This is a genomic window from Actinomadura roseirufa, assembly GCF_900659635.1.
GTDB classification, from domain to species: domain Bacteria; phylum Actinomycetota; class Actinomycetes; order Streptosporangiales; family Streptosporangiaceae; genus Spirillospora; species Spirillospora roseirufa.
Map to the genome: position 1 here is coordinate 1 of NZ_CAACVB010000113.1, position 25,608 is coordinate 25,608.

The following is a 25,608-nucleotide window of genomic DNA, read 5'->3' on the forward strand; positions in this document are numbered from 1 at the left end:
CAGCACAGCCGGGGCGGCCCCGCGACCCCGGCGTCCGCGCCCGGCCCCGCGCGCACCCCCCATCGCTCCCCGGCCGGCGCGCCCCCGCCGCGTCCCCCCGCGACTCCGCCCCCTTTCGCGCGCCCGCACCCATGCCATTCACCGAGGGAGAACGAAGCATGCCCAGAAACGACTCTGGAGGCGGGCCGCGCCTCACCGGGGGCGACGCCGGCCAGGCCGCGGACGAGGAGGACGCGGCCCTGACGCCGTCCCGGATGCGGGCCGCGCGGACCGCCGTCAGCGTCGTCTTCTTCGTCAACGGCGCCGCGTTCGCCACCTGGGCGGCGCGCGTGCCCGCCGTGCGGGACGCGCTCGGGCTGTCGGCCGGGGGCCTGTCGGTGGCGCTGACCGGCCTGGCCACCGGCGCGTTCCTCGGGCTGCCGCTGGCGGGCGGCCTGGTGGCCCGCTGGGGCAGCCGCAAGGTGCTCATCTGGGCCGCCCTGTACCTCACGGGCCTGCCGCTGATCGCGTCGGCGCCGCGGCTGGCGTGCCTGACGGCGGTGCTGGTGGCGTTCGCGATCGGCAACAGCGCGATCGACGTCGCCATGAACACCCAGGGCGTGCTCGCCGAGCGGGCCTACTCCCGGCCCCTCATGGGCGGCTTCCACGCGATGTTCAGCCTCGGCGGGGTCACCGGCGCGGCGGCGGGCGGGCTCGCCGCGGCCGCGGGGATGAGCGTCGGGACGCACTTTCTGCTGGCCGCGGCGGTGCTGTCGGCGGTCTGCGCCGCGGCGACCGGGTTCCTGCTGCCGGACGGCCCGGACCTCGCCGCCTCGGACCCGCTGCTCGCGCTGCCGTCCCGCGGGCTCTGGGCGCCCGGCCTCGTCGTGTTCTGTGCCCTGATGGGCGAGGGGCTGATGAACGACTGGGGCTCGCTCTACCTGCGCGACATCGCCGGCACGTCCGCCGGCACGGCCGCGACCGGGTTCGCGGTCTTCTCGGTGGGGATGGTCGCGGGCCGGCTGGCCGCCGACCGGATCCGCGACCGGACGAGCCCCGGCCGGTTCCTGCTGCGCTGCGGCCTGCTCGCCGCGTCCGGCTCCACGATCGCCATCGCCTTCCCGTTCTCGTGGACGGGCCTCGCGGCGTACTCGCTGATCGGGCTCGGGCTGGCGGCCGTCGTCCCGGTGGCCTTCAGCCGGGCGGCCGAGACCCCGTCCCGGCGTCCCGGGCCGTCGATCGCGGCGGTGTCGACCATCGGGTACATCGGCTTCATGGCCGGCCCGCCGCTCGTGGGCGGCATCGCGGAGTCGGCGGGGCTGCGCACGGCGATGCTCACCTTCCTGCTCCTGATGACGACGATGATCTGCATGACGCCCGCACTGAGCCGCGACCCATGACCCATGACCCGGGCCCGTTGATGCCGAAGACGCCGCCCTCCCGGATCCCGCCGTCGCGCACCGGCGGCACGTGATCGAGCGCGGTACCAGCCAGGGACAGCGACCGGACATCGCCACCCACGCCGGATCCGCCCGCGACCCGTCCCGCCAGCGCGGTCGTTCCACGCGTGCCCCCGCCGACCACCCTGGCGACGTCGCCGACGGTGCGCCCGTCCGGAAGATCCGGCAGGTGGTAGCGGCGGCCCGAGTCCAAGGCGTCCAAGATCGTGATGATCGTTTGATGACGTCCACGGAGGCCGGAGGGCCCATCCGGTCGGCGCGCGGTCAGCCGTCGGAGGCGGAGGCACCGGATCCCGACGCGCCGGACGCGGCGACGCGAGAGGGCGCGGGAGCGAACGCGGGCGGCCAGGAGCCGCCGGACTCCGTCGCGGACGCGCCGAAGGCGGTCGCCGCCCCCGCGGCCCCCGTGGGCGCGGGGACGGCAGCGGAGCGGCCGAGTCCAGCAGCGTCGGCCTCTGGCGGGGCCGCGCCCACCGCGCGGGTCGCCCAGCTGGACGGCGGGCGACGCAGCGGCAGCAGCGACCCGTTCGCCCACGCCACGACGTGCGGCAGCGCCGTCGCCTCTTGGCGCAGTGGGTTCCCGTGCACGATGAGGCGGGCGCGCCGGTTGACCGTCGGCAACCGGCCCGCCTGTGCGGGCTCCCTCGGCCAGCGCGTACGGGCGGCCGGGTGGGGGCTGCTCCGGCGGCGGCCCGGCGCACATGGCGAAGGCGGGCGGGCCGTGCTCGTCCGCCCGCGTCGCGGCATCGTGCATGGCCTGCGTGGTAGGCGGCCCCAGGTGCCCGAGTGCACGTCCTCCGCGATGGTCACTGTGCCTGGCGGCAGTCGCCGGTTGAGCTGCGCCGCCATCGGTCGCAGGCGCGGCCGCCCGTCCTCGCGCATCGCAATCACCACGGGCCCGTCGGTCAGGTTGAGGGACACCGCGCGGGCGCCGTCGGAGCCGACGGCGGCGAGCAGCCCCGGCCGCGCCGACGGCTCCGGTGAGCCGTCCCAGGTCTCCCGGGTGCTTCACCACAGGTTCGGGACGTTCTCGTTGGCGGCGCCGGTTCCGGCATGTCCCGTCCGGCGAGGTACATCCCGCCCAGGTCGGCGCCGACCGGCACCGCGTACGGGCGGCAGGACGCGGGCGAGACGGCGTCGGCGGCGCGCATCTCCCGCTCGCTCGCCTGCCACACGGCCGGGTCGGCGAGGAGCCGGCCGTGCAACCACGCCTGCCGCCGGTAGGCCGACCGACGCTGCGCCGGCGCAGCGCGATCCCGCGAGCTCGGAGAACTCGGCGGAGGGCGGCGCGGAAGCCGGCATGCTCTCACCCTTGCTTGGTCGGCCACAGAATATGAAACTTCTACAGATTTTACTGACCGTTCTGAGGTGCCAGAAATCGGTCATTTAATCGTGGGTGACTCCGAAGGGGCTGAGGGGTGAACCGTCGATCTCGTCTCTTTCTGACCTGGGATATCTCCGGCCTTGAGCGGAGAAGCGGCGGGCCGAAACTCGCCATTAGTGCCCTTTAGGGCAGCGGGAATGCGACCCTCGGTGATCCCGGAGCCGGCCCCGGGCCCTCAGGTGGGAAGCGGCCGATCGTCGACGATGTGCTTCATGACCAGCGCGGACGTCAGCCGCTGCACGCCCGGCAGCGTTGACAGGACGTCGTCCTCCAGTTCCTGGTAGGCCGTCAGGTCCGCGGTGATGATCCGCAGGAGGTAGTCCGGATCGCCGAAGAGCCGCTGTGCCTGCACCACCTCGGGCACTCGCGCGACCCGCTTCTCGAAGCCGAGCAGGGTCTCGCGGTCCTCCTGGCGCATCGTGACGAATACCAGCGCCTGGAAGGTCAGCCCGAGCGCCGCGGGCGACACGACCGCCCGGTACCCGCGAATGGTCCCGGACCGTTCCAACTCCCTCAGCCGCCGGTGGCACGGCGACACGCTCAGTCCCACCCGGGACGCCAACTCCGTGATCGTCACCCGGCCGTCCGTTTGGAGTACAGCAAGGATCTTCCGATCAATTGCATCCATAAAGAAGATACTTCCACTCAAACGCCGCAGTAGGGGGCAAAATTGGAAGCCGATCTCCGTGATTTCGAAATATCCTTCCTATTGGACAATCCAGACTTGGGAAGGATCTGCCATGAACACGGGCTCCATACTCGCCTTCTGGACGGTCGCCGTCCTGCTCATCGCGTTACCGGGCGCCGACTGGGCGTTCACCATCGGCGCCGGTCTCCGGGGCCGTTCGCTGGTCCCCGCCGTGAGCGGGCTCGTCACCGGCTACGCCCTGGTCACCGTCGTCGTCGCGGCCGGGGTCGGCGCCCTCGTCGCCGGGTCCCCGACCCTGCTGACCGGCCTCACCCTCGTCGGCGGCGCCTACCTGGTCTGGCACGGCGTCACGGCCCTGGCCCGCCCCGGCGTTTCCCGCGATCCCGGCGCCGACGATGCCCCGGACGCCGCTCCGCCGGACGCAGCTCAATCGGGCGCCGTGCAGTCGGGCGCCGTGCAGTCGGACGTAGCGCAGTCGGGCGCCGTGCAGCCAGGCGCCGCTCAGCCGGACGCCGTGCAGCCAGGCGTCGCTCAGCCGGGCGCCGCTCAGCCGGGCGCAGTGCAGCCGGGCGCAGTGCAGCCGGGCGCAGTGCAGCCGGACGTCTCGGCCGGGACCGACTGGCGCATGTTCCGCCGTGGCATCGGCGTCAGCGGACTCAACCCCAAGGGCCTGCTGGTCTTCCTCGCCCTGCTGCCCCAGTTCACCGACCCGGACGGCACCTGGCCGATCGCCGGGCAGATCGTCGTCCTCGGGCTGGCCTACATGGGCACCTGCGCCGTCTTCTACCTGTGCCTGGGCGCCGTCGCCCGCGCCGCCCTCCACGGCCGTCCGGCCGCCGCCCGCCTCACCGGCCGACTGTCCGGCGCCGCCATGGTCGGCATAGGCGGCTGGCTCCTGGCCGGCCACCTCGTAGGCGCCTGACCGGAGCGCGCACGGCCCGACCATGGCCAGGGGGCCATGAGTCACGGGGAACAGTCAGGGGCAAGCGGGGACGGGGCGAAGATCGGTGATGTCGGCGTAGGCGACGGCGACCTCGGTACCTGAGACGCGGAGGACGAGGCGGGCGCCGTCGGTGCGCGCGGCCGTACCGCACACGAGACCGGACGTGGTCGTGACGCGCAGGGCGGGGCTGGTGCGCGACGGCCCGTACCACGTGGTGGCCAGCGCGCTCATGAGAAGGACCGCGCAGGTCAACGTGGAGGCGATGCCCCGGCGCAGGGCCTTGGCCGAGGCGATGGCCTCGATGTGATCGGCGACGACACGCGGGGGGAGGGGACGGGCGGCGGTGGCGGCGGGCCTGCCGTGCGCGGCGCGCAACAGCAGAAGCGCGCCGCAGACCCCCGCGACCAGCGCACCGAACAGCAGCCCGCCCGCTGTCAGCGCCCAGCCCGGGGCGAGCTGGGTGAGGTCGGACCTGCCCTTGATCGCACTGAAGCCGACGAGGGCGGCGAGCACGCCGCCGAGCCCGTTGCGCCACGCGGCGGCCGCCTCGCGGACGCGCGGCAGCTCCTCACGCAGCAGCCGGGCGCGTTCCTGGGCGGCCCGCAGGTCGGCGGGGGTGGCCGGGTGGGGCCCCGGCGCCAGCGGATCCGTCATCGGGGGCTTGGCACGAGGAGGGTCCAGTAGGCGCCGCAGCCCTGCACGCCCTCAGGACGCGCGGGATGCTCCTCGTCGCAGGTGCACGCCATCGGCTCGACTCGCGGACCGTCCCCGCTCCCGCCCCCGCTTCCGCCGGAGCGGGAGCGCCGGGCGCGGAAGACCTCGGTGACGACCGGGATGTCGATGGGGGCGGAGCAGCGGGGGCACGGCCCGCTCAGGATGAGCGTGCCGGGCCGCGTTTCGGCCGTGGTGAAGGTGCGCGCGACGAGGCGCGCGTACTCGGCGTCGGTCGTCTCCGCGTAGGGCAGCGGTCCTCGGTTTCGCCGGAAGGGCAGGCCGAAGGGCACGGGCTTCTCCTGGGATCGTGGGCCGGCTAGGGACCGGTGTGGGTGAACGGGGTCCACGCACTGGGAGGCAGCCGCCGGTCGTCGCGGAGGCTGCGTGTCGCCCGATGCAGGGCGCGAGCGGACTGGGACGGGTCGAAGCTCCCGGACGAGCACAGATCGGCGTAGACGGACTCGGCGACGTCGGCGGCGATACCGTCGCGCACCGACCACAGTGTGCCCAGGACGTGCCGGTAGCCGCCATGGTGGAGAGCGGCGGCCAGCGTGATGGTCTCGTCGGGAAGCGCGGCGCCTCCGATCGCGGTCTTGCAGGCCGCCAGGAACGCGAACTCGCCCCCGTGCCGTCCCACCCCGACCTCGGCGACGCGGAGGACGTCATCGTGCAGTGCCAGCCCGCCCTGGGACGGGTCGCCGAGGTCTTGGTCCCCGTGACAGCTGAAGTGGACCCACGTGTGGCGGGCGAGTTCCGCCCGCACGGCCGCGACGGTGGCGTCCGCCCCTTCCAGGAGGGTGCACGCTCCCGGGAATCGGGAGGTGAGCATGTCCCGGTCCCGGGCGGCGTCGGCGAGCGGTGCCTGGCCGGGGCCGTCGGGCACCGCGACAACGAGCATGCGCGCCTTCCCGGTCCGGGGTTCGGCGGGGCGGCGGGCTCTGGCCAGGGCGCGCAGCGTCGGGGTGTAGGAGGACACCGCGCGGTCGAGCACCGTCCTGCCGTCGCCCGCGGCGTGATACCCGGCGCCGTGCAGGGGCAGCAGCGTGAGCAGACCGGTCGGGCACCACCACAGGCGCGGCGGGTCCGGGTCGTCCCCGCGCGGCTCCACCAGGCCGAGCGCCGTCAGGACCGGTTCGGCGATCACGTCCCAGAGCCACTCCAGCAGCGCCGCCAGAACGGGTTCCCGCCGGTTCACGGCCTGGTGCAGGGCGAGCGCGGCCGTCGAGTACGCGGTGACGGAGGCGGGGGACCCCTCCCGCTCGTACCGCTCCCGCGCGGCGGCCAGGTCGTCGGCGGCCCAGTCGACGAGGTGCAGTGCTTCGAGGTAGGCGACGGTCCGCTCGGCGACGGCGGTGAGCGTCACCTCGGGCAGCGGGACCGCCCGCGCGCCGTCCCGGGTGACGAGCAGCGCGTCGCACCGCCACCGGCTGATGTTGACCGTGACGACCGGGCCCCCTTCGGCGGCCGGGAGAAGGCCAGGCAGCCGTGGCGGCGAGAGGAAGCCGCCGAACCCGTCGAGCCCGCGGACCTCCTTGACGAGCTTGTCCCAGCGCTCGGCGAGGGCGCGCCGCCGCGCCGCCCGCGCCGCCGCGGCCTCGTGGCCGCCGGGACCCGAGGTCACTCCGGTTCCCCGTCCGCCGGGTCGGCCAGCTCGCGCGCGACCGAGGCGAGCTCGCGCGCCAGGCCGGGGTGACGGGCCCGGAGCTCGGCGAGGTCGTCGTGGGTGTCGAGGATCTGGTTCCAGATGACGTTCCTCCCGTGGTCGAGCAGCTCGACGGCCTTGGTCACGTCGCCGATGGCCAGCGCTCCGGCGGCGGCGTCCCCCGCGAGCCCGGCCACGCTCTGGAGCCGCCGCTCCTGGCTGCGCCGCTCGATCGCGCGCGAGGCGGCCAAGGGCAGGAGGCCGACCGCCGTCTCGTAGAAGCGCACCGCCGCCTCCGGCGCCGGCCCCATGGCCATCTCCGCCGCGCCGCGCAGCGACTGGAGCCGGGTGCCGACCGGCGCGGTCGTCAGCGCGCCCCCCTCCGTCAGGAGGTCGAGGGCGGCGTGCAGGTCCGCGTCGTCGCCGGTCAGCTGCGCGCGCAGCTGGAGGCAGGAGGCCAGGTTGGACAGCACCGCGCTCCGGTCCGTGTGCGCCGGTGGCAGCGCGTCGAGCGCCGCCCGTCCCACGGCGACCGCCTCGGACGCGCCGGACACCGACCGCGCGCGCTCGGCCCGGTTGCGCAGCACGAGCGCGAGGTTGCTGGTCCAGCGAGGCCGGTCCCAGTGCCCGTCGGGGGTCAGGGCGAGCGCGGACTCGGCCGCGCTGATCGCCTCGTCGAGGTCGCCCGGTCGCGCGCTGTCCAGAAGACCGCGCATCGCCAGCAGAGCGGAGACGTTGGCCAGATGCCGGTCGCGGCCGGGATCGGAGTCGAAGCCCGCCGCCACGGCCGCGCGCGCCGTCTCGATGGCCTCGTCCAGATCGTCCGGGTCGTCGGACTGCTCGTAGAGCCGGCGCCGCAGCACACTCAGGTTGGAAAGGCACACCGCCCGCTGCCCCGCGTCCGCCTCCGCGACCGCGGCCTCGGCGATGTCGATCGCCTCGTGGAGATCGGCCAGCGCGCCGAGCCACTCGAAGCGCGTGCCGAGGGCCCCGACCAGGTTGATGCGCCCGAGGAGCCGGTGCTTCACCGGGCCGTGCCGGACGGCCTCCCGGCAGAGGCCGATCGCCTCGTCCAGGTCGGCGATCGAGGAGTCCCGCTGGGCCCGGATCCGCAACTGCCCGCCGAGCGCCGCCGCGCAGGCGGCCCGGTCGGCGGACCCTTCGGCGGCGTGCTCCAGCGCGTCCCGGGTGACCCGGACGGCCTCGTCGAGCTCGCCCGCCGTTCCCGAAAGGCGCGAGCGCGCGAGGAGCGCGTCTCCGAGGTACAGGCCACGCCGGGCGAGACCCTCATCGGACGGATCGGTGGCGGCGACCGCGTCGCGCAGCGCCGTGACGGCTTCGTCGAGATCCTCGGACGAGCCCGACCTCTCGAACCGGGTGAAGGCGAAAAGCCCCAGGTTCTCCAGGTTCTCCACCCGGCGTGACTCGTCTTCGGCCCAGAAATCCAAAGCCGCCCGGGAAATGGCGACCCCGTCGTCAAGAAGTTCTTCGAACCGCTGCCGCGTTTCCCGGGCCGCTTGCAGCCGGGCGGTCCTCCGCTCAAGTTCGGGGTCCCCCGGAGAAGTCAGGGCGACCGACGATTCCAGCGTGGTCAGGGCCTCTTCGAGATCGACGACGACCGTCCTTTCGGTGTACCGGGCCAGCAGCGCCTGGCCGAGGTTGAAGGCCGCGCGCGCCTTCTCGATGTCGGAGTCCGACCCGGCGACGGCCGCGCGCCCGATGACCACGGCCCGATCGACGTCCGCCGCCAGCCGGGAACCGAGGAAACGAGCGAGCAGGGCCGCTGAAAGGCGGGAGAGCACCATTCCACGCAAGGGATGCCCCTCGGCCAGGGCGGAGCTCGAAGTCTCCAGCAGCCGGACGGCGTCGTCCAGCATGGCCGGATCGCTCTGAGAACCGTTCTCCCGCAAAAGAGGCATGGCCCGTTCCGCCGTGAGAAGGGCGGAGACCTCGCCCGCGTCGCGGCACAAGGCGAACGGCGCGGGAAGGGCCGAGGGATCGGCGCGGATCAGCATCATGGCGAATCGCGCCGCCGCCGCCAGATCGCCGGACCCCTCGGCGACGGGCAACGCCTGGTGGCGCGCCAGATGGAAGCGCGTCAGCGACCGCAGAGCCAACGGATCGGCACCCCCGGCCCGATCCACCATTTCGGCGAGGCGTCTCGCCGCCTCGACGGCCCGCCCGCCGAAGACCGCCCGGGGTGTCGCCTCCCCGGCGGCGGCCTTCACCGCCACGTCCAGCCGCGCGGCGAGAGCGGCCGCCCGCATGACATCGCCGATCCCCACCCGCGCCCCCTGGCAGCACCGATGACCCGCACGGACCACGTCCCGGCGCCTGGACGGACCGCGTGACCCTACCGCCTTCCATGCTTCCGCTCGCACCCCCACCTCAACACCCGAAAACCCCAGCCCCCCAACGTCCGCATGCGGCCGTATTCATTGCAATCCCGGCCCACTGCGCTCGCCGGCGCTCGCTTCGTGACCGGTCTTGTGCGAGCGCGAATCGCTTCGCGATCTTCCCGGCGGGGCTCGCCTCCGGCATCGCCCCGCCGCTCAGGTAGCGCGCTCGCGTGACGGCTGAGGGCCCCCGCTCGGGGGCGAACGGCGGGAAGAGTTCTCGAGGTCCGCTAGGGTGGCCGTCGTGAGCGATAAAATCCGTGTCGCCATTGCCTCCTACGGTGCTGAACAATTCAGCCTTCTTAATGGAATAATACAGAAATTAGGCCACGAACCGGTCGTCTATCTCATGAGCCGGTCGATGCGTCCGCACAGTACGCCGGAGCCGGATGTTCTCTCCGGAGTGACCGCCACCATCCCCGAGTTGCCGCCTGACATCGGCTTGCTTCTGCCGAGCGGTCCGGTGGAACTTCAGCCGATGCTCGGCGGCCACAAAGTGGATCTTCTGCTGGTCTTCGGGTTCAACTGGCGGATCCCCGCCGAGGTCCTCGGCGGGCCCCGCTACGGGGTCCTCAACGTTCACCCCTCTCTTCTTCCCAGGTATCGCGGTCCCTCGCCGATCCCCTGGGCCGTCCGGAACGGCGACGCGGAACTGGGGGTCACCGTTCACCGCATGACCGAGCGGATCGACGCCGGGCCGATCCTGACGCAGGGTGTCGTCGGGCGTATACCCGACAGGGCGTCTCCCGCGGATACATGGAACCTCGTGCGGACGGGGCTGCCCGCACTGCTCGAACAGGCCATCACCATGGCCCTGGCCGGCGTCCCGGGTGTGGAGCAGGCGGAGGAATCGGCGACCTACGCGGGCTTCCCGCCGCCAGAGTGGGAAGAGATCACGTGGGAGCAAGGCAGGCTGGACGCACATCATCAAGTCCGTGTGTACAGATTCCTGCACCGTGGATCCGGCCCGGTCGTTGAGATCGGCGGACGCCGCATCCGCATCCTCGATACGAGCGTTGTGAAGGAGGGGGGCCTCGTCGTGGAATGTGCGGACGGGCCACTGTGGATAACGGACCACGAACCCGTTTGATATCACTCGGCCAGGCGTTCACGCAGGATGATGGCCTGGCCGTCGTCGAACGCCTGGAGAAGCCGGCGTCCACGCTCGGAGAGGTCACGTGCGTTCGCGGCGTCTCCTCGGGCCCGGTGGCAGGCGACGAGGTCGGCGATGCTCAGGGCCGCCTGCCAGTCGTCGCCGGCGACGTCGTTCATGCGAAGGGCCTGACTGTGGAAGGCGATCGCGTCGTCGAAGTTTCCGAGCGCCTGAAAGACCTGTCCAGTGCAGTTCAGCGCCATCGCCTCCCTTCCGGCATCACCGATCTGCCTTTGCAGCGAAGCCGCCAGGACGCAGCAGTTCATCGCCTCGTCCAAAGCTCCCGCGGCACGGTGAACACGCGCGGCCTCGATGAGCCAGAAGCCTTCCCATATCCGGTTGCCGGCCTCTTCCGCGACGCCGAGCGCGACGGCGATGCTCGCGGCGGCGGCTTCGAGGTCTCCCGCGAGCCGTTCACCCCAGGCGATCAGCCAATGGACGTTCCCGTACGAAGCGTGATCGTCGAGCCGCTGGAAGATGTCGGGCAGTCCGGAGGCCAGCGTGAGAGCCCGTGCGGCGTCTCCCAGCTCAAGATGCGCTTCCACGGCGTTCGAGCGCGCGAGCGCCGCCCAGCGGGGGTTCGCCAGCGACTCGAACCCGGCCGCGGCCCGGCTGAAAAGGTCGATCGCCCTGGGCAGCTCGCGCGTGCGCAGACAGACCAGACCCAACGCGTTGAGCGACTCGCAGACCACTCTCGTGTCGCCGTTCTCCTGGCGGAGTTGGAGTGCCCGGTCATGAGAACGGCGGGCATCGGCCAGCAGGCCCCTGCGAAAGAGATACCTTCCTCTGTTGGCGAGTGCGGCCGCCTGCCTGAGCGGATCACCGATGACCTCCGCGGCGGCCACGGCCACGTCGCTCATGGCCGCCCAGTCGTCGAAGGTGAAGTAGTGCATATGAATGGGACTCGTCGCCATGGAGAGGGACCAGGCCGCATCGGCTTGCCGGTGCTCCAGCGCGGAGCGGGCGGCCGCCACCAGATTCGGTCTCTCCAGTTCGAACCATTCATGAGCTGCCGCCGGACTGGTGAACGTCAAAGGCGGGGGAATGCCCGGCTCGTTGAGGCGGACATCGACGGCATCACCGGAGGCGAGTGCTCGCACCGCCTGCTCGACCGTCGAGGTGTACCAGGCGGAGAGCCGGCGGATCGCCGCCTGAAGCGCGTCGGGGGAGTCGTTCGTACGCGCCTCGGTGAGGGCGTACGCCTTCAGCAGGTCGTGCAGCTGGTAGCGGCCGGGAGCCGAGGCCGTCACCATGAAGCCGCCGCTGAGCAGGTCCAATGCGCGGCGCGCGGTACGGACGGGTACCGCGGCGAGCGCGGCGGCCGCGGGCAGGCCGAGATCGGTGCCCGGGTTCACGCCGAGGAGACGGAACATTCGCGCGGCGTCGGCCGACAGGGCGCGATAGGACCAGGTGAAAACGGTCCGGACCGCCTCGCCGGCCGAATCCTCGCTCAGGCTGAGCGCGTCCCAGATGAGCGAATCATCGCGCAGGTCGTCGATCAGCTCGGCCAGTCGCATCATGGGCTGGGAGGCCGCGCGTTCTCCTGCGATGCGCAACGCGAGGGGAAGACGCGCGCATAGCTGTACGAGCTCCTGGAGCTCGGCGTCGGTGTCGTCGCGCCCGTGCTGGCTGACGACCTTCAGCAGCTTCAGTGCATCGTCTTCGGAGAGCGTGTCGAGGTGGATCCTGGTCGCGCCGTCCCGAACCGCGAGGGCCGGAAGCGTGCTCCGGCTCGTCACGATCACCAGGGCTTTGCCCGAGCCGGGCAGGAGCGGCCTGACCTGGCTGGTCGATACGGCGTTGTCGAGCACGATGAGGATGTCTCGATCGGAGGTGAGCGTCCTGAAGACCGCGGCACGGTCCTCGATGTCGCGAGGGATCGCCCCGCCTCGCATCCCCAAGGCCCGCAGCATCCGGTCGAGGGCCGAGGCCGGATCCTGGGGAGGCCCGTCGTCGTAACCGCGGAGATTGACGTAGAGCTGCCCGGATCGGAACCGGGGCCGCACCGTGTGCGCCCAGCGCAGCGCGAGCGCCGTCTTTCCGACTCCGGCAGAGCCCGAAATGACGAGAACCCGCGGTACCACTTGGTCGTCCTGTGGAACGGCCCGCAAGACCCGTCCCAGTTCGGCCAGTTCCAGGGTGCGGTTGACGAAGTGCGGTACGTCGCCCGGCAGCTGCCGCGGCGGAGGGTTCCGGTAGCCGGCGCCGCCGGAGCCGTAGATGTTGACCCCGCCGGCGATGTCACGTGCTTGGACGACGCCACCGCCGACGTCGGCGACCTCGGCGCGGTTCTCCTGGTCGTTCGCGTCTTCCGTGTCGCCCGTGTCGCCCGTTCTCCGTGTCATCGGTGACGATCGGCTATGAACGAATCGGACCCGGACGGCCCCTTATCTCAAGGTAGCCGGGCTCAACGACGGTGCCGGAGGGGCGGGCCGGCGGGAGATGCGCCACTTCACGGTCGAAGAAGGCGCTCAGAGGTTCGCCGATCCGCCACAGGTCGACGATGAGGTCACGGCATCGGCGCACGACGTCCACCTGGGTGAATCGGCGGGCGTTCGCCAGCACCCCGTTCTCGTCGTAGATCGCCTGAAAGAGCTTCCGGTCGTCCATCGAATAGATCTCCGGGAGCGGGGCGCGATCCTCGAGGTGCCGGACCTCGGCGGCGGGCAGCACGCGAATCGGGCCGCCGGTCTCATCTCTGATCTTCAGTGCGTGCAGTTCCCAGTGCAGGTAGGCGCTGAGGGGGAACTCGACGATTCTCACCCGATGGGTCCGTAACCCGTTCGCGGCGGCTTCCCGGTGATAATCGGCGACATCGGCGCGGTTCTCTTCGAGCAGACGCATGGACTCTCGCCAGTCACCGCGGTTGAAGGCCTCCCAGCTTGCGTTGCCGGGCTCCGCGAAGTTCTGGCCGCGCTCCAGCTTCCAGAATTCACGAGTGGTGGCGATGCTCTCCCTGAAGTCGGCGTAGTAGTCATCGAGGTTCATCGTCTGACCGGAGGCACCCTCAAGGAGCGTCCTACTCATCTGGGATGTCCCTCTTCGCCGCGACGATGGTACTGCGCGGAATAATGATGAGACTCTCACCCGGGTCGACGGAGACGCCGGCCGGGAGCCGCCGGCGGTACGCGCTCGTGAGCTCCGTCCCGATCACGGCGATATCGCCGTTGTCCAGCTCCCAGATGTCGGGACAGCTCGCATCGCCGCTGGTGGTGCCCAGCTCATGTGCCGACTTCCCGAGGCGCCGCTTGAATTCCGCGCCGGCATCGGCTTCCCATTTTTCCGCCATGACGAACTCCACCTCGGTCGTCGGAAGGCGTGCGCGCAGAAATGCTCGAATGAAGGTTACCTTCCCGTCGCGGACCCGGTCAATGGTCGCCGCATCCCGCGCTCGGCCGCGCGGGTGAAGTGCGACATGTGCACGAGAGCGCACCTTGTCATCGCGACGATGCCGGTGGATTCCGTTAAACGTCGCGTATGAATACTTTTGTAGGCGAATCGGTGCTGTGGGAAAGTCCGCGAGGAACCGGCGGCTCTGAGATCGGCGTCGCGTGGCGGCCGTCGCGTCCCCGGGATGGGGGTTCCTCTATCCTTGGGCGGAGTCGGCACTCCAGGGGCTGTTCATTCCAGGGGCGTTCACTCCGGGGACCAGCCTGGACCGTAGGGGGGATCGCCGTGCGGCGTGATGGGGCGGCCAACCGGGAACGCATCCTGGTCGCCGCCGAGCAGGTGTTCGGGACGGGCGGTGCCGGTGCGTCCACGGAGGAGATCGCGCGGCAGGCCCAGGTCGGCGTGGCCACCGTTTTCCGGCATTTTCCCACCAAGCAGGATCTGATCGAGGCCACCGCCGTGCGCTACCTCGGAAAGCTGGAGGCGGAGCTGCGGCGGCTCGGGGACGAGGACGACCCGGGGAGGGCGTTCACGTCGCTGGTGCGTGTCCTGGTGTCGACCGGGGCGACCAAGATGACCTTGCTGAACATGCTGCCGACGCACGGCAACGGGTTGACCGAGCCGGTCACCGAGGCGGCGCTGAGTTTCCGCGACGCGATCCGGCGGGTGCTCGAACGTGCCCAGGAGGCGGGGGACGCCCGCCCGGACGTCACGGTCGCGGACGTGACGCTCCTGGTCAGGGCCCTCGCCCATGTGGCGACGCCCGCTGAGAGCAAGGCCGTCGACCGGGCCGTGGGAATCGTCCTCGACGGGCTCGGTGTTCCCCGCTGACCTCGGTCAGCGTTGTGTGCGGGAATTGGCGGGGTCGCGGACGGTGGGCGAGTCGGCGTCCGGGATGAGCACGTGCGGGGCGCCGCCCTGGAGCGGGGTGACCCAGACGTCGGCGTTGCGGCCGCCCGAGCCGCCCTTGGGGACGCCGTACATGACGTGGCCGTCGTCCAGCCAGGCGGCCTGGTCGTCGATGCTGCGGGTCTCCGGGAGCGGGGTCTCGACGCCGGACGCCAGGTCGAGGACGTGGAAGCGCCAGACGTCGGTGTTGAGGCCGGTCCGCTTCTTGTAGGCCAGGCGCCGGCCGTCCGGGGACAGGGACGGGCATTCGACGTTGTCGCGCAGGGCGGTGAGGGTGCGCCGCCCGATGTCGCCTTCGACGAGGTATCGGTGGTCCTGGGTGGCGATGGTGGCGAAGAACCGTTCGGTGCCCGGGACGAAGGTCACGCCCCACACGTTGCGGTCGGCGTTGTCGTTGCGCTGCCCGTTCAGCAGGAACGTGAATTTCTCGACGTTGCCGACGAGGTCGCCGCCGACCCGGCCGATGACGGTCTCGGTGGAAAAGCCGTTCGAAAGGTAGGAGTGGCCTGTGACAAAGGCCGTCGTGGCGTAATAGCGGCCGTCCTCGGAGACGCGGGCACGGCTCGGGATGCCGTTGAGGGGGATTTCCTTGCCGGGACGGAGCCGCTCGTCCAAGAGGGTGGCGGAGAACAGCTGGATCGGGTTGCGGGTCTGGCGCAGGCAGAGGCCGCCCACGGGCGCGGCGGCCGTCCTTTCGCAGCGGGTCGGGAGGACGACGCGTTCGCGCCGCGGGTCGGCCGCCGGAAGCGCGGCGATGTGCCCGAACGCGGGTCCGGTGCGCAGCGACCGGAACACGATCTCGCGGCCCTTCGGCAGGCTCGCCGTGCCGCCGTCCGTGCCGCCCCCGGTGCCGCCGCCGGTCGCGCCCGCGTGCAGCACCGAGGACGTCACGCAGCTCGCGGCCACCGCGGCGACGAGGACGGCGAGCGCCGTCATGATCCGGCCGTCGGTGATCCTGCGCGGGATGGACCGGGTCATCGGGGCTCCGTCCGGGGGTGTCGGGCGATCAGCGGTACGGCGGTGAGCAGCGCGGCCGTGAGGGCGGCGGCGAAGGTCCACACGGCGGTGCCGCCCTCGGCGGCCGTCCAGACGGCGCCGAAGGCCGCGGCGCCGAGGGCGCGCCCGGCCGCCGCGACGGCCTGGACGGCGGCGATCCCGGTCGCGGTCAGGCCGGCGGGGAGCAGCGGCGCCGCCGCCGCGGGCAGCACGCCGTCCGTCGCCGCGTAGTAGGCGCCGAGGAACACCAGGCAGAGCAGGGCGGCGGCGGGTCCGCCGGCGAGCGCCGCGGTGACGTAGGCGGCCAGCAGCAGGCCGTATCCGGCGGTGAGGACGCGGTTGCGGCCGTGGCGGTCGGAGAGCCGGCCGAACGGCACGGCGAGCGCGAGGTAGACCAGGCTCGTGCAGACGAACAGCAGCGGGAACCAGCGGGTCGTGACCGAGCCGCCGTGCAGGAGGGCGAGGTAGAGCAGGCCGTCCCCGATCGTCGCCGCGGACAGGACGGCGGCGGCGCACAGCAGCCGCCGGAACCCGCGGATCCGCAGCAGCGCCGCGACGTCGCGGAGCGCGACCGGCGGCGTGTCGTCCCGTTCCGGCCCGTTTTCCGACCCGTGGTTCGACCCGTGTTCCGGGACGCGCTGGACGAACAGGAGCAGCCCGAGGACGGCCGCGCAGCACGCCACGACGAAGATCATGTCGAAGTCGCCGGGGGCGAGGGCGAGCAGGCCGAACGCGACGACGGGGCCGAGCAGCGCGCCGGTCGCGTCCAGGGCCCGGTGCACGCCGAAGGCCCGGCCGAGCCGGTCCGGCGGGGCCGCCGCGGCGATGAGGAGGTCGCGCGGCGCGGTCCGCAGGCCCTTGCCCGCGCGGTCCACGGCCACCGCCGCCGACAGGGCCCCGGCGCCGCCGACGGGCAACAGCATCAGCTTGGCGGCGGCGCCGAGCGCGTACCCGGCGCCCGCGACGAGCTTGGGACGGCGCGTCCGGTCCGCGCCGAAGCCGCCGAGGAGCCGCACGACGACGGTCGCGCCCTGGTACAGGCCGTCCAGCATCCCGTAGGCCAGGGGGGTGAGCCCCAGGGCGAGGGTCGCGAACAGCGGCAGGACGGCCGTGACCATCTCGGTGGAGACGTCGGTGATCAGGCTCACCAGGCCGAGCACGACGACGACCCGGGGGACCCGGGCCGCCGCTCTCGTGCCGTGCGGGATGCCGCGTACCGATACGTACACGTGGCCTCCGGTGGACGGGTAGGGGACCCACCCGGTGGATACGGGCCCGGGTCAGCCGGTGCCAGGGAGCGGCTTGTCGGTGGCGAAGGTGTTCAGGACGTTCCCGGTGATGGTGGAGATGTCGTTGTCGTAGTGGTTGTAGAACAGGCAGCCCGCCCAGGAGATGGAGCTGGCGGAGAAGACCGCCCCTCCCTTGGGGTACTGGGTCAGGGCGACGTCACCGCGGACGAGCCAGTTGATGGTGCCGCCCTCCATGAGGTTGGCGGTGTTGTTCTCCTCCTTGACGAAGAGGTACTCGTCGCCGAAGCCGGTGCCCGAGCCCAGGACGATGGTGTTGTCGGCGCTGCCCAGGGCATAGTCGGCGCGGTCGAGCTCCTCGCCCATGGGGCCGCCCGGTTCCTGGAGGGAGTCGAAGTCGCCGATGGGCCCGGTGGACTTGACGCCGTTGAAGATCCAGGCGGCCTTCGGGTCGTGGCTCTGGGGCGAGCGCTCCAGTGGACGGGCGTACAGGCCCGTGCCCATCCGGGATCCGAAGCCCTGAGCGGTGAAGCCGACGCCGACGAGCTGCTGCGGCGGACGGCCGCGGAAGCGCCACAGGCCGCCGTACTCGCCGGTGGTGTTGTGGTAGTGCTCGCCGGGGGCGCCCTGCCACGCCTCGGTGCCGTCGTGGCGGCGCAATTCGGTGTAGGTGCCGGTGCGGTCGAGGGGCGTGACCCAGTAGAAGCCGTTGCCGCCCAGGTACATGAGGCGGCCGCCGTTGTTCAGCCAGCCCTGGAGAGAGTCGAGCATCGTCTCCGAGGTGTACTCGGGATGGCTGCCGGTGATGACGACCTTGTAGTCGTCCAGCAGCTTCGCGCCCTCGCGGTGCAGGTCGTGGTCGGTGATGTAGTCGACCTTGTGGCCGGTGGATTCGAGCCAGTCGGTGATGTGGGTGTCGGCCTCGAACTGCCACGGCCTGCCCTCGCCCTTGGCGCCGGTGGCCAGCGGACGCTGGTTGGTGAGCGGCCGCAACCCCGAGGAGTAGACGATGCCGCTGCCGTCGGAGTGGCGGGAGTACTGGCTCATCCCGCTCACGAAGTCGCCCGTCGCGCCATAGGCCAGGTAGCTGAACGTCGGCACGAGCAGGGCGACCTTCGAGGTGGGTTTGCCCCGCTTGGGCCGGACGACGAACGGTGCGTGGTAGACACGCCCGCCCGCCTCCAGCTTCGCCGCGTACACGCCGCTGCGGGCGTCGTCGGGCACGCGCCAGGTGAAGCTCGGCTCCCACGCGGCGTCGCCGAGGTCGTCGTCGTGGAAGTACATCGCCCCGTACTGGTCGGGCGCGCGTTTCCAGTCCTGCTCGTCGGCCTTCCAGTTGTGGCCGGTGACGGCGCGGACGGGCAGGTTGACCACGCGTCCGTCCAGGTGGTTGCGGGAGGTGTCCACGGCCCGGTCGGTGTCCATCTTCCGGGAGAAGTCGAAGGCGGCCACCGCCCCGCCGGCGGACCCGCCGCGGCCGAGGGCGCGCAGCTCCCGCTCGTCCAGGGCCCGGTCGAACACCCGCGGCGCGTCGATCTTGCCGTTGTAGAACCCGGCGGGCCGGTCCCCGGCGCCCTGGTAGGCGGCGATCAGCAGCGGGGCCTTGGCGTTCTTGAGCCCGCGGGCCCCGATCGTGCGCGTGACGAGGGCCGCGGAGTCGTTGGGGTGGCCGGTCAGCGGGTCCTGGTAGAGCGTCACCTTGCCCGTGGACGCGTCGTAGGAGACCGCGGCGAAGTACCAGCCGGAGGAGGTCACGTGCTGCGGCCGGACGACGCCGCCGGGCTCGACCCCCCGCAGCGCCGGGGCCCACGGCTTCAGCTTCACGCCGGTGCTCACCTCGTGGGCCGTCCCGGAGTGGTCGGTCAGCCGCAGGCCCAGCCCGCCGTCCCGGTCCACGACCATGCCGTAGCCGGCCTTCTCCTTGTCCGACCACTTGGTCACGATGCCCTGCACCGCGCCCGTGCCGACCGGCGTCCGCTGGTAGGCGATGGGGTTGAGCTTGGAACCGGGGACGGTGGTCGGCGCGATCCACGCCGCGAGGGTGAAGCTGCCGTCCGGCCGCAGGGCGTCATGGTCGGGGACGGTCACGTACGAGCCGAGCGGCAGAGTCTGGTAACGGCCCGGATAGTCCTTGTTGACGTCGGACGCGATGACCTGCTCCTTGAGCCCCGGCCCGCGCGGATCCGCGTCGCCGTGCACCACCCGCACCATCGTCGCCCGGAAGTTCGGGCTCTTCGTGGTCACCCTGAACGACACGGACTGGCCGGGCTCGACGCTCATCCGGCTCGCGTAGCCGCTGATTCCGAGGCTGTCCAGCGAGTCCTGGGCCGTCCTCGGGTCGACGGGAAGCGGGGGCGGATCGACTTTCGGGGTCTGGGGCCGCGTCGCCGCCCCCACGGTGGTGGACAGCGGCCCGGACCCGCCCGCCACGGCGACGAGCGTCGCGATCAGGAGGGCCGTTCCCGCTCGGCTGCGCGCGAACATCCGATCACCTCTCAGCCTGCCGCCGATTCGGGCGGCGAAGGGCCGGCGTGCTCTTTCGGAAGACCGCTTCAAATTAGATCAGGCGAGATGGCGAGCATAGGGGGCGTCTATTCTTCGGCTGGCCGAAAGTGGCACGTTTACCGTTTCCGTCCCCGCCACCTCGGTGGATCACTCCGCGTCACCGCGGTCGGGCGCCGCCAATGCCGAGTTCTCGGTGCGCGACTTGTCAATCGCTGCCGGGAAGTAGGTGAGCCGAGACATTAATTGGACCTTTCCAGGCCCGCCGCCCCGCCGCCCGTTCCCGTTCCTTCCGCCATTCGTGCTACGCGGAGATTCGGCAGTATGGTGACGCGGCAGAGTGGTGACGCGGCAGTGTGGCGACGCGAGTGGGTCAGGAGTTGGCCGGGTAGCTGCGGATGATCTTCCCCTTGGTGTTGACCGCGAGGTAGCCGGCGCCGTAGTCATCGATGAGGTAGACCAGCATGGTCGGCTGGTCGCCGTTGAAGGTCCAGGACGCCTTCGCGATGATGTACCGGTTGGTCGGCTTGGGGACCTTGAGCGTGCGCGCGGCCCGTGCCAGCAGCGCGGGCAGGGCGTCCCAGTTGAACGCGTTGAGGTTGACCTTGGCGTCGCCCGTCGTGATGGCGATGCTCGGACGGCTGCGCACGGCGGCCTCCGCGCCCTTCTCGAAGGTGTAGTTGTCGAAGGCCGACCTGCGCCCGGCGACGGGCGCGTCGGCGGACGCGTGGTTCTCGTACACCGTGAACTCGGCGAACAGCTTGCTGCCGGACGCCGCCTGCATCTTCCTGATCACATCGCGGACGGCGGCGGGCGTCAGCAGGGTCTTGCCGTCGCCGCCGCTGCCGCCGCGCGCGGGCCCACCGGTCTTCGTCGCCCCGGTCGGGGTACCGGGGCCGGGCCGGCTCGGGATGCCGGCGGCGGCCTTGTCCGCGGCGTCCATGAGCCGGGGGACGGCGATGAAGACGGTCATGAGCAGCGCCGCGACCACGCCGACCGCGAGGATGGTCACCGTGACGGCGGTCAGCCGCCCCCGGGAGCGCCGCCGCTCCGCGTTCCCCGGCGCGTTGATCGGAACCGGCGGCGGGAACGCGGAGGGGAACGGCGCCGCGCCCGTCCCGAGGCCGGGCGGCATGGTCGACCCGTGACCGGGAGGTGGAGTCGTCCCGAAACCGGACGGCGGGTTCGTCCCGAGGCCGGGAGGGGGAGGCGTCCCGAGGTGGGGCGGCACGGTCGATCCGGGGCCGGACGGCGGCGTCGTCCCGAGGCCCGGCACGGGGAAGACGGCGGGAGGCGGTGTGAGCGGCCCGCCCGGTGTGAGCGGCCCGCCGGGCGCGCCCGTCCCGGCGGCGGCCTGGGCGAGCATGTGGTCGAGCTGCGCGGCCGCGGGCCGGGTGTCCGGGTCGCGCACCAGGAGCGCCCGCAGGACGGACGCCAGCGGGCCGGAGCGGTGCGGCGGCGGGATCTCCGCCGTCATCACGGCGGCGAGCGTCGCGGCGGCGGTCGTCCGGCGGAACGGGTTGGTGCCCTCGACGGCCACGTACAGCAGCATGCCGAGCGACCACAGGTCCGACGCCGGGTTGCCCTCGTGGCCGTGCAGCCGCTCCGGCGCGATGTACTCCGGCGAGCCCACCAGGCCACCGGTGACGGTGACGCGGGACGCCTCCTCCAGCACGGCGATGCCGAAGTCGGTGAGGACGGGCGTGCCGTCCGCGCGCAGCAGCACGTTCGCGGGCTTGACGTCGCGGTGGCAGATGCCGGCCTCGTGGGCCGCGCGCAGCGCCGCCAGGATCCCCCGCCCGGTGGCCGCGCCCTCGGCGGGCGTCATCGGCCCGTCCACCAGCCGGTCGTGCAGGGACCGCCCGCGGACGAGCTCCATGACCAGCCACGGGTGCGGCATCGCGGGCGAGTCCACGATGTGGTGGATGGTCACCACGTTCGGGTGGTCGAGCCGGGCGAGCGCGCGGGCCTCGCGCATCACCCGCTCGCGCATCATCTTGACGATCTCGGGGTCCTGGTGGGCGACCTCGGTGTCGGCGAGCCGCACTTCCTTCAGCGCGACCTCGCGCTCCAGGGCGAGGTCGAGCGCGCGCCAGACCGTGCCCATGCCACCGCTGCCGAGCCGTTCCCGCAGCTCGAAGCGGCCGTCTATCACCATCTGCCCAGAGGTCACGGGCGACAGCCTAGAACCACTGTCCCCAGAAAGCGTCTATATCCCCCCAAACCGCGCTAGCTCGCACCGTGCCGGCCTTCACCTCCATGGAGCCCTAGGTCAGCGAGGGTGTACCGGCTCGTGAACAGGTGCACGGTCCTGTTGGACGAGCCGAGCAGGCCGGTGCCGACGCGCCGCTCCCGCTCGTACCGCCCGGCGAGCAGCACGTCCACCCGGTCGCGCAGCGCCGCCGCGCCCGCCATCCGCGCGACCTCGTCCCAGCGGTGGCCGGTGAGAAGGATCACCGACAGGGACGTCTCCTCCCGGACGCGCGTCAGCAGCCGCAGCAGCGGGCGGAACTGCTGGAGCGGCTCCCCGCCGGTGATCGTCACCCCCTCGACCGTCCCGGTGAGCGCCGCGATGTGGGCGAACATGCCGTCGGGTGTGACCTCGTAGCCGCGCCGGGGATGCGTCTCGGGCACGCGGCATCCGGGACAGCCCAGCGTGCAGCCCTGGAGCCACAGCACCGCGCGGACGCCGGGGCCGTGGTCCGTGACGGCCGCCTCGAAGTCGTGCACCCGCAGCGTGCGCGGCTCCCGGCCGAACCGCCGTGCCGTCCGCGGCGGCCGAGCGGGCTCCGCGGCTCCACCGCGATCACCGGGTCGTTCGGTCACACCGAGATTAGACCTCCGCTCCACAGGGACCCCTCCCGACGCCGGCCGGTCCGACGTGGCCGGATGCTCTCCATCCCCGCATCCCGCAGGACGCGGTCAGTAGGCGTCGGAGTAACCGGTGTCAAGGTGGGCCGAAGCCGCCGACGTCCAGCCGTTGCCGGTGAGGACCTGGCAGACCAAGGTCTGTGAGGACGGGATCCCGCTCCGAGCGCACATCGCCGGCCCGTTGTTCGTGCGCAGGTACGCGCTGGTCATCCGATTCGGTCGTCGTCTGCACATATAGGGTCGTGGGCGGTGCGACGCCTTGCTGGTTCTGCGTGACGACCGTGTAGGTGTACTGCTGATTGGGCGAGGCTTGGGAGTCCAGGTACGTCGTCCCCGTGACGGTGGCCGGCAGCGCTCCGTTGCGGGTCACCTGGTAGTCGGCCGCGTTGGTCCCGGCACCCCAGCGGAGGCTGACCCGTGAACCGTGCTGCAGCGCCGAGATCGCTCCGGCGGAGCCGGGCAGGACGCCCTCGACCGGCGGTGTGACGTCCTTGACGTGGATGACTTCGGTGTCCGGCCGAATGTGGTCTAGAGGGCGCCGGGGGTCATCAGGCCGGACTCGTAGGCGGCGATGACGAGCTGGGCGCGGTCGCGGGCGGCGAGCTTCATCAGCAGCCGTCCGACGTGGGCCTTCACCGTCGCCACCGACAGGTGCAGGGCGGCCGCGATCTCGGTGTTGGACAGGCCGCGGGCCACCAGGACCAGGACCTCGCGCTCGCGGACGGTGAGGCCGGCGAGGCGTTCGGCGGCGTGCGCGGCGACCGCCGGACGCCGGGTGAACTCGGCGACCAGCCGACTCGTCACCCGCGGGGACAGCAGCGCCTCGCCCGCCGCGACCACCTCGATGGCCCGCAGCAGCTCGCCCGGCGGAGTGTCCTTCAGCAGGAAGCCGCTCGCCCCGGCCCGCAGCGCCTCGAACACGTACCGGTCCAGGTCGAAGGTCGTGAGGATCAGGACCCGGGACGGCACCGGGTCCGGGCCGCCCAGCAGCAGCCGGGTCGCCTCGATGCCGTCCAGCTCGGGCATCTGGACGTCCATCAGCGCCACGTCCGGGCGGCTGTGCCGGACGAGGTCGACGGCCTCGCGGCCGGTGCCCGCCTCGCCGACGACCTCCAGGCCGTCGGTCGTGTCGATCAGTACCCGGAACCCGGCGCGCACCAGGAGCTGGTCGTCGCAGACCGCGACCCGGAGCGTCACGGAAGCTCCCCGGCGGGGATGCGGGCCCACACCCGGAACCCTCCGGCGGGCAGCGGGCCCGCCGCGAACTCGCCGCCGTACAGCGCCGCCCGCTCGCGCATCCCGACCAGCCCGTGCCCGGACGGGACGGACCCGCCGGGGGAGCCTCGCCCGGCGTCGGTCACCTCGATCTCGACGCCGTCCGGCCGGTAGCGGACGCGGGCGCGGGCGGTGCCGGTCGCCGCGTGCTTGACCACGTTCGTCAGGGCCTCCTGGACGATCCGGTACCCGGCCAGGTCGACGCCCCGCGGCAGCGGCCGCGGCTCGCCCTGCACGCGCAGGTCGACGGTGAGGCCCGCCTGCCCGGTCCGTTCGACGAGCGCCGCGAGGCCGGCCAGGCCGGGCGCGGTCCGCAGGCCGTCGCCGTCCGCCGGCGGGGCCTCCTCGCGCAGGACGCCCAGCAGCACCCGCATCTCCCGCAGCGTCGCCCGGCTGGTGGTCTCGATCGTGGCCAGCGAGCGGGCCGCCTCGTCCGGATGGCGGGCGATCACGTGGTGGCCGACGCCCGCCTGGACGGCGATCACGCTCATGCTGTGCGCGACGACGTCGTGCAGCTCCCGGGCGATCCCGAGCCGCTCGCGGGTCAGCTCGGCCCGCGCCCGGCGTTCCGCCTGCTCGCTCAGCCCGGCCTCGTAGGCGCGCCGGGCCCGCGTCATCTGCCCCGCCGCCCAGGCCCCGGCGAGCAGGAGGCCGTGCCCGGCGAGCAGGTCCAGCGCGGACCCGTCCCGCAGGCGGGGCGCGGGTTCGGCCAGGGCGACGCAGCAGCCGAGGCAGGCCAGCGCGGCGGCCAGCCCGGCGACGGCCTCCCGGCGGGGACGGGCCGCGCCGAGCGTGTACAGGACGAGGGCGAGCGCGACCGTCGGCGACTTGTCGAACCCGTACCAGGACGCGCCGAGGAAACCGGCGACCGCGAGCGCGAGCGCGGGCCATGACCCCACCCGGCGGATCACCACCGCCGCGGCCAGCGTCGCCGCGATCGCGTACCAGCCCGCGGCGGGCAGCCCGGCGCGGTCGAGCTGTGTACCGGTCGGCCGGTACAGCGCGGCCAGCGGCACCGCGAGCACGACGTCGGCCGCGAGGAGCTGCCCGAGGGTCAGCCGCTGGAGCAGCGGCGGCCTTGGATCCACGTCTTCACGGTAGCGGTCGATTCCGCCCGTGCCTTCCGCCTCCGGGCTGATCAGCGACCTAGACCACGGTCTATGCGGCGACCCCCGGAGCCGCCCCCGGCCGCCCCACGGGATCGGGTCCCCGGCCCGATCCGCCGACCCCCCTCCGCCGGTCACCGTGGAACCCCGCAGACCGTCGGCCCCGAGCCCCGTCCGTCGCGACCCGTCAAGCATTGAGATCGGAGCCTCCATGACATCCCCGGCACCCGCGCGTCCCCGCCGCCTCGTCCGCGCAGGGCCGGTGATGTTGCGGTTGACGTTGCGGGGGATGGCCGCGCGCAAGGGGAGGCTGGTCCTGTCGTGCGCGGCGATCCTGTTGTCGGTGGCGTTCGTGACCGGCGCGCTGGTGTTCTCCGAGAGCGTGTCGTCGGCGTACCGCGTCGAGGAGCCGGACGTGACGGTCACCGCCGCGCAGGACGGCGGCACGATCCCCGAGACGCTGCTGGCGGCGGTGCGGGCGGTGCCCGGCGTGGCGTCGGCCGACCCGGACGTCACCGTGGACGACGCGGCGGTGACCGACGCACGCGGCAAGGTCGTCGACAGGGCCGCCGACGGGGGCTCGGCGCTGGCGAGCATCGGGACGAAGACGACGATCCCGACGCTCGCCGGGGCGTGGAACCCGACGCCGCGCGCGACCGCCCGGCTCGCTGCGGGACGAGCGCCGCGCGGCCCCCGGGAGGCGGTCCTGGACCGGGTCTCGGCGGACCGGGCGCGCGTCCGCGTCGGCGACGTGATCCGGATCGTCGCGGTGCCCGGCGCGTTCCGGGCCACGGTCACCGGCCTCGCCGACTTCTCCGGCACCGACCCGGGCAACACCCGGGTCTGGCTCGACCTGCCGTCCGCGCAGCGGCTGCTGCTCGGCCGTCCGGGCGCGCTGACCTCGATCACCGTCGGCGGCGGCACCCGGCTGCCGCGCCGCGATCTGGCGCGGCGGGTGTCGGCCGCCGTGGGCGGCGCGGCGCGGGCCAGGC

21 protein-coding genes and 3 pseudogenes are annotated in these 25,608 nt (G+C 72.6%); 6 read left to right on the forward strand and 18 right to left on the reverse strand.

Annotated elements, in window-relative coordinates:
• Positions 1-158: 158 nt before the first annotated feature.
• On the forward strand, positions 159-1,379 hold the full coding sequence (locus E1291_RS22955; protein WP_165495246.1) for an MFS transporter: 1,221 nt from the start codon (positions 159-161) through the stop codon (positions 1,377-1,379).
• Between the two features lie 324 nt (positions 1,380-1,703).
• Here the strand turns inward: E1291_RS22955 and E1291_RS22960 are convergent, their stop codons facing one another.
• A complete protein-coding gene (locus E1291_RS22960; RefSeq protein WP_131740042.1) occupies positions 1,704-2,060 on the reverse strand; it encodes a hypothetical protein in 357 nt (118 codons plus the stop codon).
• 938 nt (positions 2,061-2,998) lie between these two features.
• The gene (locus tag E1291_RS22965) at positions 2,999-3,451 is read right to left on the reverse strand and encodes an Lrp/AsnC family transcriptional regulator (protein ID WP_131740043.1); all 453 of its coding nucleotides are present in this window, start codon (positions 3,449-3,451) and stop codon (positions 2,999-3,001) included.
• Between the two features lie 112 nt (positions 3,452-3,563).
• Here E1291_RS22965 and E1291_RS45170 point away from each other — a divergent pair.
• Positions 3,564-3,818 (forward strand): annotated as a pseudogene (locus E1291_RS45170) (LysE family transporter); the annotation flags it as partial.
• Positions 3,819-3,950: 132 nt separating this feature from the next.
• On the opposite strand, the pseudogene E1291_RS45175 reads toward E1291_RS45170, so the two are convergent.
• Positions 3,951-4,211: pseudogene (locus tag E1291_RS45175) on the reverse strand (pentapeptide repeat-containing protein); the annotation flags it as partial.
• Between E1291_RS45175 and E1291_RS45180 the strand changes: the two are divergent.
• Positions 4,098-4,394: pseudogene (locus tag E1291_RS45180) on the forward strand (LysE family translocator); the annotation flags it as partial. The pseudogenes E1291_RS45175 and E1291_RS45180 sit on opposite strands and share 114 nt — an antisense overlap.
• Positions 4,395-4,448: 54 nt before the next feature.
• On the opposite strand, the gene E1291_RS22975 reads toward E1291_RS45180, so the two are convergent.
• Genes E1291_RS22975 through E1291_RS42170 form a run of 4 tightly spaced genes read right to left on the reverse strand, consistent with a single transcriptional unit; the run spans position 4,449 to position 9,056 of the window.
• Positions 4,449-5,069 carry a hypothetical protein gene (locus E1291_RS22975; protein ID WP_131740045.1) on the reverse strand — a complete coding sequence of 207 codons (621 nt, stop codon included), beginning with the start codon at positions 5,067-5,069 and terminating at the stop codon, positions 4,449-4,451.
• Complete coding sequence (locus E1291_RS22980; protein ID WP_131740046.1) at positions 5,066-5,419, reverse strand: hypothetical protein; 354 nt, start codon at positions 5,417-5,419, stop codon at positions 5,066-5,068. The genes E1291_RS22975 and E1291_RS22980 overlap by 4 nt, the downstream gene beginning before the upstream one ends.
• 26 nt (positions 5,420-5,445) lie before the next feature.
• The gene (locus tag E1291_RS42165) at positions 5,446-6,750 is read right to left on the reverse strand and encodes a CHAT domain-containing protein (RefSeq protein ID WP_165495247.1); all 1,305 of its coding nucleotides are present in this window, start codon (positions 6,748-6,750) and stop codon (positions 5,446-5,448) included.
• The gene (locus E1291_RS42170; protein WP_165495248.1) at positions 6,747-9,056 is read right to left on the reverse strand and encodes a tetratricopeptide repeat protein; all 2,310 of its coding nucleotides are present in this window, start codon (positions 9,054-9,056) and stop codon (positions 6,747-6,749) included. Before E1291_RS42170 ends, E1291_RS42165 begins: the two co-directional genes overlap by 4 nt.
• A gap of 355 nt (positions 9,057-9,411) precedes the next feature.
• Here E1291_RS42170 and E1291_RS22990 point away from each other — a divergent pair, with 355 nt between their 5' ends.
• Entirely contained in the window at positions 9,412-10,257 is an 846-nt protein-coding gene (locus tag E1291_RS22990; RefSeq protein WP_131740048.1) for a methionyl-tRNA formyltransferase, read from the forward strand.
• A gap of 2 nt (positions 10,258-10,259) precedes the next feature.
• On the opposite strand, the gene E1291_RS22995 is transcribed toward E1291_RS22990, so the two are convergent.
• From E1291_RS22995 to E1291_RS23005, 3 genes are read right to left on the reverse strand one after another with little or no spacing between them, the layout of a single operon-like run.
• A complete protein-coding gene (locus E1291_RS22995; RefSeq protein WP_131740049.1) occupies positions 10,260-12,665 on the reverse strand; it encodes an ATP-binding protein in 2,406 nt (801 codons plus the stop codon).
• 13 nt (positions 12,666-12,678) lie between these two features.
• Entirely contained in the window at positions 12,679-13,308 is a 630-nt protein-coding gene (locus E1291_RS23000; protein WP_131740050.1) for a DUF6879 family protein, read from the reverse strand.
• Positions 13,309-13,339: 31 nt separating this feature from the next.
• Complete coding sequence (locus tag E1291_RS23005) at positions 13,340-13,621, reverse strand: hypothetical protein (RefSeq protein WP_306434477.1); 282 nt, start codon at positions 13,619-13,621, stop codon at positions 13,340-13,342.
• 374 nt (positions 13,622-13,995) lie between these two features.
• Between E1291_RS23005 and E1291_RS23010 the strand changes: the two genes are divergently transcribed.
• Positions 13,996-14,541 (forward strand): TetR/AcrR family transcriptional regulator, encoded by a 546-nt coding sequence (locus tag E1291_RS23010; RefSeq protein ID WP_131740051.1) that lies wholly within the window; start codon positions 13,996-13,998, stop codon positions 14,539-14,541.
• A 6-nt stretch (positions 14,542-14,547) separates the two neighbouring features.
• Here E1291_RS23010 and E1291_RS23015 read toward each other — a convergent pair whose 3' ends face one another.
• The 8 genes from E1291_RS23015 to E1291_RS23045 form a co-directional block, all read right to left on the reverse strand.
• Positions 14,548-15,597 carry a TolB family protein gene (locus E1291_RS23015; protein ID WP_131740052.1) on the reverse strand — a complete coding sequence of 350 codons (1,050 nt, stop codon included), beginning with the start codon at positions 15,595-15,597 and terminating at the stop codon, positions 14,548-14,550.
• A complete protein-coding gene (locus E1291_RS23020; RefSeq protein WP_131740053.1) occupies positions 15,594-16,844 on the reverse strand; it encodes an MFS transporter in 1,251 nt (416 codons plus the stop codon). Before E1291_RS23020 ends, E1291_RS23015 begins: the two co-directional genes overlap by 4 nt.
• A 51-nt stretch (positions 16,845-16,895) precedes the next feature.
• On the reverse strand, positions 16,896-19,346 hold the full coding sequence (locus E1291_RS23025) for a N,N-dimethylformamidase beta subunit family domain-containing protein (RefSeq protein ID WP_131740054.1): 2,451 nt from the start codon (positions 19,344-19,346) through the stop codon (positions 16,896-16,898).
• A 391-nt stretch (positions 19,347-19,737) separates the two neighbouring features.
• Positions 19,738-21,537 (reverse strand): serine/threonine-protein kinase, encoded by a 1,800-nt coding sequence (locus tag E1291_RS23030; protein ID WP_207400885.1) that lies wholly within the window; start codon positions 21,535-21,537, stop codon positions 19,738-19,740.
• Positions 21,538-21,593: 56 nt separating this feature from the next.
• Positions 21,594-22,190, reverse strand: coding sequence for a 4Fe-4S single cluster domain-containing protein (locus E1291_RS23035; RefSeq protein ID WP_165495249.1), 597 nt, complete (start codon positions 22,188-22,190; stop codon positions 21,594-21,596).
• A gap of 96 nt (positions 22,191-22,286) precedes the next feature.
• Positions 22,287-22,445, reverse strand: a complete 159-nt coding sequence (locus E1291_RS42175; protein ID WP_165495250.1) for a hypothetical protein — start codon at positions 22,443-22,445, stop codon at positions 22,287-22,289.
• A gap of 318 nt (positions 22,446-22,763) precedes the next feature.
• On the reverse strand, positions 22,764-23,432 hold the full coding sequence (locus E1291_RS23040; RefSeq protein ID WP_131740056.1) for a response regulator: 669 nt from the start codon (positions 23,430-23,432) through the stop codon (positions 22,764-22,766).
• The gene (locus E1291_RS23045) at positions 23,429-24,598 is read right to left on the reverse strand and encodes a sensor histidine kinase (protein ID WP_165495251.1); all 1,170 of its coding nucleotides are present in this window, start codon (positions 24,596-24,598) and stop codon (positions 23,429-23,431) included. Before E1291_RS23045 ends, E1291_RS23040 begins: the two co-directional genes overlap by 4 nt.
• A 307-nt stretch (positions 24,599-24,905) precedes the next feature.
• Here E1291_RS23045 and E1291_RS23050 point away from each other — a divergent pair.
• A partial coding sequence (locus E1291_RS23050; protein ID WP_165495252.1) for an ABC transporter permease occupies positions 24,906-25,608 on the forward strand: 703 nt, incomplete at its 3' end.

What these genes read in the sequence shown, in the direction of transcription:
- E1291_RS22995 (WP_131740049.1), bottom strand. Translation starts at nt 12,665, where the DNA reads ATGACACGGAGAACGGGCGACACGGGCGACACGGAAGACGCGAACGAC.
- E1291_RS23025 (WP_131740054.1), bottom strand. Translation starts at nt 19,346, where the DNA reads ATGTTCGCGCGCAGCCGAGCGGGAACGGCCCTCCTGATCGCGACGCTC.
- E1291_RS23015 (WP_131740052.1), bottom strand. Translation starts at nt 15,597, where the DNA reads ATGACCCGGTCCATCCCGCGCAGGATCACCGACGGCCGGATCATGACG.
- E1291_RS22965 (WP_131740043.1), bottom strand. Translation starts at nt 3,451, where the DNA reads ATGGATGCAATTGATCGGAAGATCCTTGCTGTACTCCAAACGGACGGC.
- E1291_RS23000 (WP_131740050.1), bottom strand. Translation starts at nt 13,308, where the DNA reads ATGAACCTCGATGACTACTACGCCGACTTCAGGGAGAGCATCGCCACC.
- E1291_RS22955 (WP_165495246.1), top strand. Translation starts at nt 159, where the DNA reads ATGCCCAGAAACGACTCTGGAGGCGGGCCGCGCCTCACCGGGGGCGAC.
- E1291_RS22975 (WP_131740045.1), bottom strand. Translation starts at nt 5,069, where the DNA reads ATGACGGATCCGCTGGCGCCGGGGCCCCACCCGGCCACCCCCGCCGAC.
- E1291_RS42175 (WP_165495250.1), bottom strand. Translation starts at nt 22,445, where the DNA reads ATGACCAGCGCGTACCTGCGCACGAACAACGGGCCGGCGATGTGCGCT.